The sequence below is a fragment of the Actinomadura sp. HBU206391 genome, from assembly GCF_014323665.1.
Taxonomy (GTDB): Bacteria; Actinomycetota; Actinomycetes; order Streptosporangiales; family Streptosporangiaceae; genus Actinomadura_C.
The window spans coordinates 1-4,873 of record NZ_JABVEB010000345.1; the positions used below are offsets into that span (position 1 = coordinate 1).

Sequence of the window (4,873 nt, forward strand, 5' to 3'; positions counted from 1 at the left end):
GATGAGGTGAAGATGTCCGGTGGGGTCGAGTGGTCTCTGCACTGTTGTGTCGTGCTCACTTCGGTGGATGAACCGGTGCCGGCCGCGCGGTTGGCGCAGTTGCACGACGTCTCGCCCAGTTACCTCGCCAAGCAGCTCCAGGCCCTCTCGCGCGCCGGGCTCGTCCGATCGGTCCAGGGCAATGCGGGCGGCTATGTCCTCACCCGTTCCCCCGCGCTGATCACAGTGCTCGACGTCGTCGAGGCCGTCGACGGGCCCGGCCCGGCCTTCTCCTGCACCGAGATCCGCCAACGCGGCCCGATGGCCGCCCCGCCGGAGTCTTGCACCGCACCCTGTGCCATCACCCGCGCCATGGCCGGGGCCGAAACCGTCTGGCGGGACGCCCTGCGATCCATCTCCGTGGCCGACCTGGCCCGCGACGTCAGCTCCGACTACGGCCCCGGCGCGCTGGCCGGCATCAGTACATGGCTGACTGCGGGCGAGGCATAGGACCTCTCGCTCCTGTCCGCTCATGAGGCCGCTCACCGGAACGCCTCCCACGGACATCCCCTTTGCGGGACCCCGCTCTCACCCGGCCACGGTGACGTCCTCGCCGACGCCGTCGGCCACCGCCACAGCGAGAAGCGCTGCCATCAGCTGCGGGAATCGGGTGTCGAGGTCATCGCGGCGCAGCCGGACGAAGCAGCGGGTGCCCTCCTGGCGGGTCCGGGTGATGCCCGCGTCCCGCAGGACCTTCAGGTGATGACTCAAGGTGGATTTGGCGACCGGAGCACGCAACTCACCCCAGCCGCGTTCCTGACCATCAGCCAGCAGTCGCACCACCCCCAGCCGGATCGGATCGCTGAGCGCAGCCAGCACGCGGGTGAGTGTGATCTCGCTCGGTTCGGGATGCCGCGGATCGTTCACGTTCTCATGGTACCTTCGTTCGATAATCTACGAACATCGAACGTTGGGGGTGTTGTGATCCGCCCGAACCCGTCCACCAGCCACCTCGCCGACCAGGTCGTGATCGTGACCGGGGCGGGTTCGGGGATCGGCCGCGCCACCGCGGCCGCGTTCGCCACCGCAGGCGCTCGCGTCCTGGGCGTCGGCCGCCGCGCCGAAGCCCTTACGGCGACCGCCGCCCTGCATCCCGCCATCGCGGCGTTCCCCGCCGACGTCAGCCAGGACGGCGGCCCCGAGGCGGTCATCGAAGCAGCGGTCGAACGGTGGGGCCGCATCGACGTCCTGGTCAACAACGCCGGGGTATTCGCCGCGATGCCGCTGAGTCAGGTCACCGGCCCCCGCATCACCCAGGTACTGGCCACCAACGTCGTCGCGCCCAGCCTGCTCGCCGGCGCAGCGCTGCCATATCTGAAGGTCTCCCGCGGAGCGATCGTCAACATCTCCAGCACCTTCGGGCACCGGCCTGCGGCCGGCGCCGCCCACTACGGCGCCTCTAAGGCCGCACTCGAGCAACTGACCCGCAGCTGGGCGCTGGAACTGGCACCCGACGGCATCAGGGTCAACGCCGTCGCCCCAGGCCCGACCGAGAGCGAGGCCCTGACCGCCGCCGGCCTCCCCGACACCGTGATCGACCAGGTCAAGATCGACGAGGCGGCAGCCATCCCATTGGGCCGTCGCGGCGACCCCGCCGAGATCGCCACATGGATCCTGCGGCTCGCCGACGGCCACACCGCCTGGCTCACCGGACAGGTCCTCACCGTCGACGGCGGACTCGAGCTGACTTGACGACCGGTCAACCGTTCGTCTGCTTCAGTTCCGGGAGAGAACCGTCGCCTTCCGACACCAGGCGCAGGAATGACCTGGCACGGCGAGTGGAGGGGTTGTCGAAGAAGACGCTGGGATGCTGTTCTTCGAGGATGTAACCGGCGTCCATGAAGACCACCCGATCGGCGACCTCGCGTGCGAAGGCGATCTCATGGGTGACGATCACCATGGTGATGCCGCGGGCGGTCAGGTTCTTCATGATGTGGAGGATCTCCGCGCCCAGTTCGAGGTCGAGCGCGGAAATGGGCTCATCGAAGAGGATGACCTCGGGGTCCATGGCCAGTGCCCGGGCGATGGCGACGCGCTGCTGCTGGCCGCCGGACAGTCTCGCAGGGTGTTCGTCGCGTTTGTCGGTCAACCCCACGCGGGCGAGAAGGCGTTCTCCCACCTCGACCGCGTAGGAGTGAGGTAGCCGCCGTACGGAGATGGGTGCTTCGATGATGTTCTCGAGAACGGTCATGTGCGGGAACAGGTTGTAGTTCTGGAACACCATCGCGGTACGGGTGCGTATGTCGCGGATCAGCCGGTTGCGGTGGCGGGTGCTCCGCGCGGGTGTGCAGTCAACGGTCCGGCCGTGGACGGTGATGGTTCCGGCGTCGGGTTCCTCCAGCAGGTTCAGGCAGCGCATGAGCGTGGTCTTGCCGGCGCCGGACGGGCCCATGACCGCCACCACCTCACCGCTGTGCACCGTGAGATCCACGCTCTTGAGTACCTCGTGCGAGCCGAAGCGCTTGTGCAGTCCTCGTACGTCGATGGCCACCGTGCCGATCATGTGTACGCCCTTCCCATACGTCGTTCCAGGACCGCCTGCCCGACGGACAGAACAGCGTTGATCAGCCAGTAGACGACGCCGGCCAGCACGAAGGCCTCGACATAGCGGAAGGAGGAGCTGCCGACGCTCTCGGCCACCCGGGTCAACTCCACGACCGTGATGACCGAGGCCAGCGAGGTGTCCTTCATGAGGGCGATGAACCTGCTGCCGATCGCCGGGGTGGCGACGCGGAGGGCCTGCGGATAGATGATCCGCCGAAGGCTCCGGCCGTAGGTCATGCCCATCGAGCCGGCGGCCTCCCACTGGCCCTTGTCGATGGCCAAGATCCCGCCACGGAGGTTCTCGCTGAGGTAGGCGGCGGAGTAGAGAGTGAAGGCCAGGATCGCCGACGGGATGGGCGGAATCCGCACGCCCAGCTGGGGCAGCCCGAAGTACACGATCATGACCTGGATGAGCAGTGGGGTACCACGGAACAGCGAAACATAGGAGATCGCCGCTCCTTTGAGCACCGGAGACCGGGAGATCCTGGCCAGGGTGATGAGCACACCGAGCATGAACCCGAGCATGAACGACACCACGCCGAGCAGAATTGTGACGCCCAGACCTTTGAGCAGGCTGGGCATTGACAGGACGACGAGGTCCATCAGACCGCACTCCTTTCCAGACGACCTCCGGACTGCCGAATAGCCGCATTCGGCGACATGCCGCGGAGCTCGGCCGCCATATCGAGCCCGTTGAGCCATCGGCGGGAGATGGCCGACAGGGTGCCATCGCCGACCATGTCATTGATGGCGCTGTCGACGGCCCGCTTGAACGCGGGAGACCCCTTCCGGAAGGACATGCTGAGTGGGTAGTTGTGCCAGATCGGCCCCACGGGGGTGATGGCCAGTCCTTTCTTCGCGGCCAGATAGGTGCCCTGGAGACGAGACACCAGCGCCGCGTCGGCGCGACCCCACGACAGATCGGTGAGGACGAGAGTGGCGTTCCTGTAGGTCTTGACCTTTGCATTGCGAATTCGGGTACGCGCGAACTCCGCTTGCACTGTGCCCTCCGACACTGCGACCCTCTTGCCGGGCAGATCCTTCAGCCCGCCGATGCCGGTGTTTCCCTTGCGGACGAAAATCGCGACACCGTTGACGGCGTAGGGCCGGGAGAAGTCGACCTCCCCGCGACGCTTCGCAGTGATCGTCTGGCCGGCGATGACGATGTCGAACCTGTCGGCTCGGATGCCTCCGACGAAGTTGGCGAAGTCAGTCCCGATGAATCTGACACCGCCGGCGCCTATTCGCCTGGCCACCTCGTGGGCGACGTCCACGTCGTAGCCCACCGGACGGTTGCCGCTGTCGAGGAAATTCCATGGTGGATTCGCCTGCGTGAGGGCCACCCTGAGGACCCCTGCGGTGCGCACTCGCTCCAGGGTGTCCTTGCTCGGAGCGCCGGAACACGCCGCGGACGTCAAGCATAGGAGGACCATTGAGGCAAAGGCATACGGTCTTTTCATCTCACGCCCCCTTTCCGGCATGGGAGGAGCCGTTGCTCAGGCACGCGGAGACAGATAGTGGGGGCCATGAGGATCGGCGCAATGGTGGGTATCGACACGGCCGCCGGCACTCGCGCCGTCCTCCTGGACGGGCTCGAGTTGCAACGTGGTGTGCGTGATCCCGTAGGACCGGGCGATGAGGTCCTGAAGGCGGCGCCGCACCGCGAGGGGGTCACCTTCACGCCGGACGAACACGTGGGCCGACAATGAGGAGTAGCCGGAGGTGAGCTCCCAGACATGCAGGTCGTGGACCTCGGCGACGCCCGGTTGTCCGGCCAGCCGCGCACCGATCTCAGCCGGAACGAGCCCCATGGGTGCGGCCTGAAGGAAGATTCTTCCGGTGTCGCGGATGAGTCCGCACCCGGCCTTGAGCATGAGCGCGGCCACGATGAGCGTGGCGATGGCATCCGCCTGCAGGAACCCGGTCAGCAGCACCACCAGACCCGACAGGGCGGTGGCGATGAACGCGAAGAGGTCGTTGAGGATGTGCTGGTAGGCGCCCTCGACGTTGAGACTGGACCTGTCGGCCTTGCTGAGCAGCCAGGTCGCCACGAGGTTGACACCAATGCCGACCAGGGCGGTGATCAGCACGGGTCCGCCCTCGACGTCGGGCGGGGTGATCAGGCGGCGGATCGCCTCGTAGAAAAAGAGTCCGGCCAGAATGAGCAGCGTGGCGCCGTTGAGTTGTGCCGACAGGATTTCGGCGCGCTTGAGCCCGAAGGTGAAGCCACCACGCGGCGGGCGCGCGGCCAGTCGCATCGCCACGAGGGCGAAGAGAATCGAGGCGGCGT

At 66.9% G+C, this 4,873-nt stretch carries 7 protein-coding genes; 2 read left to right on the plus strand and 5 right to left on the minus strand.

The annotated features are described in order from the left end of the window. A partial coding sequence (locus HKK72_RS35950; RefSeq protein ID WP_222721579.1) for an RrF2 family transcriptional regulator occupies positions 1-489 on the plus strand: 489 nt, incomplete at its 5' end. A 78-nt stretch (positions 490-567) separates the two neighbouring features. Here HKK72_RS35950 and HKK72_RS35955 read toward each other — a convergent pair. Further along, positions 568-906 (minus strand): ArsR/SmtB family transcription factor, encoded by a 339-nt coding sequence (locus HKK72_RS35955; RefSeq protein WP_187238862.1) that lies wholly within the window; start codon positions 904-906, stop codon positions 568-570. A gap of 54 nt (positions 907-960) precedes the next feature. Between HKK72_RS35955 and HKK72_RS35960 the strand changes: the two genes are divergently transcribed. Further along, complete coding sequence (locus HKK72_RS35960; RefSeq protein ID WP_315987619.1) at positions 961-1,731, plus strand: SDR family oxidoreductase; 771 nt, start codon at positions 961-963, stop codon at positions 1,729-1,731. A gap of 7 nt (positions 1,732-1,738) precedes the next feature. Here the strand turns inward: HKK72_RS35960 and HKK72_RS35965 are convergent, their stop codons facing one another. From HKK72_RS35965 to HKK72_RS35980, 4 genes are all read right to left on the minus strand, one after another. Further along, the gene (locus HKK72_RS35965; protein ID WP_187238864.1) at positions 1,739-2,542 is read right to left on the minus strand and encodes an amino acid ABC transporter ATP-binding protein; all 804 of its coding nucleotides are present in this window, start codon (positions 2,540-2,542) and stop codon (positions 1,739-1,741) included. Next, positions 2,539-3,186 carry an amino acid ABC transporter permease gene (locus HKK72_RS35970; protein ID WP_187238865.1) on the minus strand — a complete coding sequence of 216 codons (648 nt, stop codon included), beginning with the start codon at positions 3,184-3,186 and terminating at the stop codon, positions 2,539-2,541. The genes HKK72_RS35965 and HKK72_RS35970 overlap by 4 nt, the downstream gene beginning before the upstream one ends. Further along, positions 3,186-3,950 carry a transporter substrate-binding domain-containing protein gene (locus tag HKK72_RS35975; RefSeq protein WP_222721580.1) on the minus strand — a complete coding sequence of 255 codons (765 nt, stop codon included), beginning with the start codon at positions 3,948-3,950 and terminating at the stop codon, positions 3,186-3,188. The genes HKK72_RS35970 and HKK72_RS35975 overlap by 1 nt, the downstream gene beginning before the upstream one ends. A gap of 129 nt (positions 3,951-4,079) precedes the next feature. Continuing rightward, on the minus strand, positions 4,080-4,873 hold a 794-nt coding region (locus HKK72_RS35980; RefSeq protein WP_187238867.1), incomplete at its 5' end, for a cation diffusion facilitator family transporter.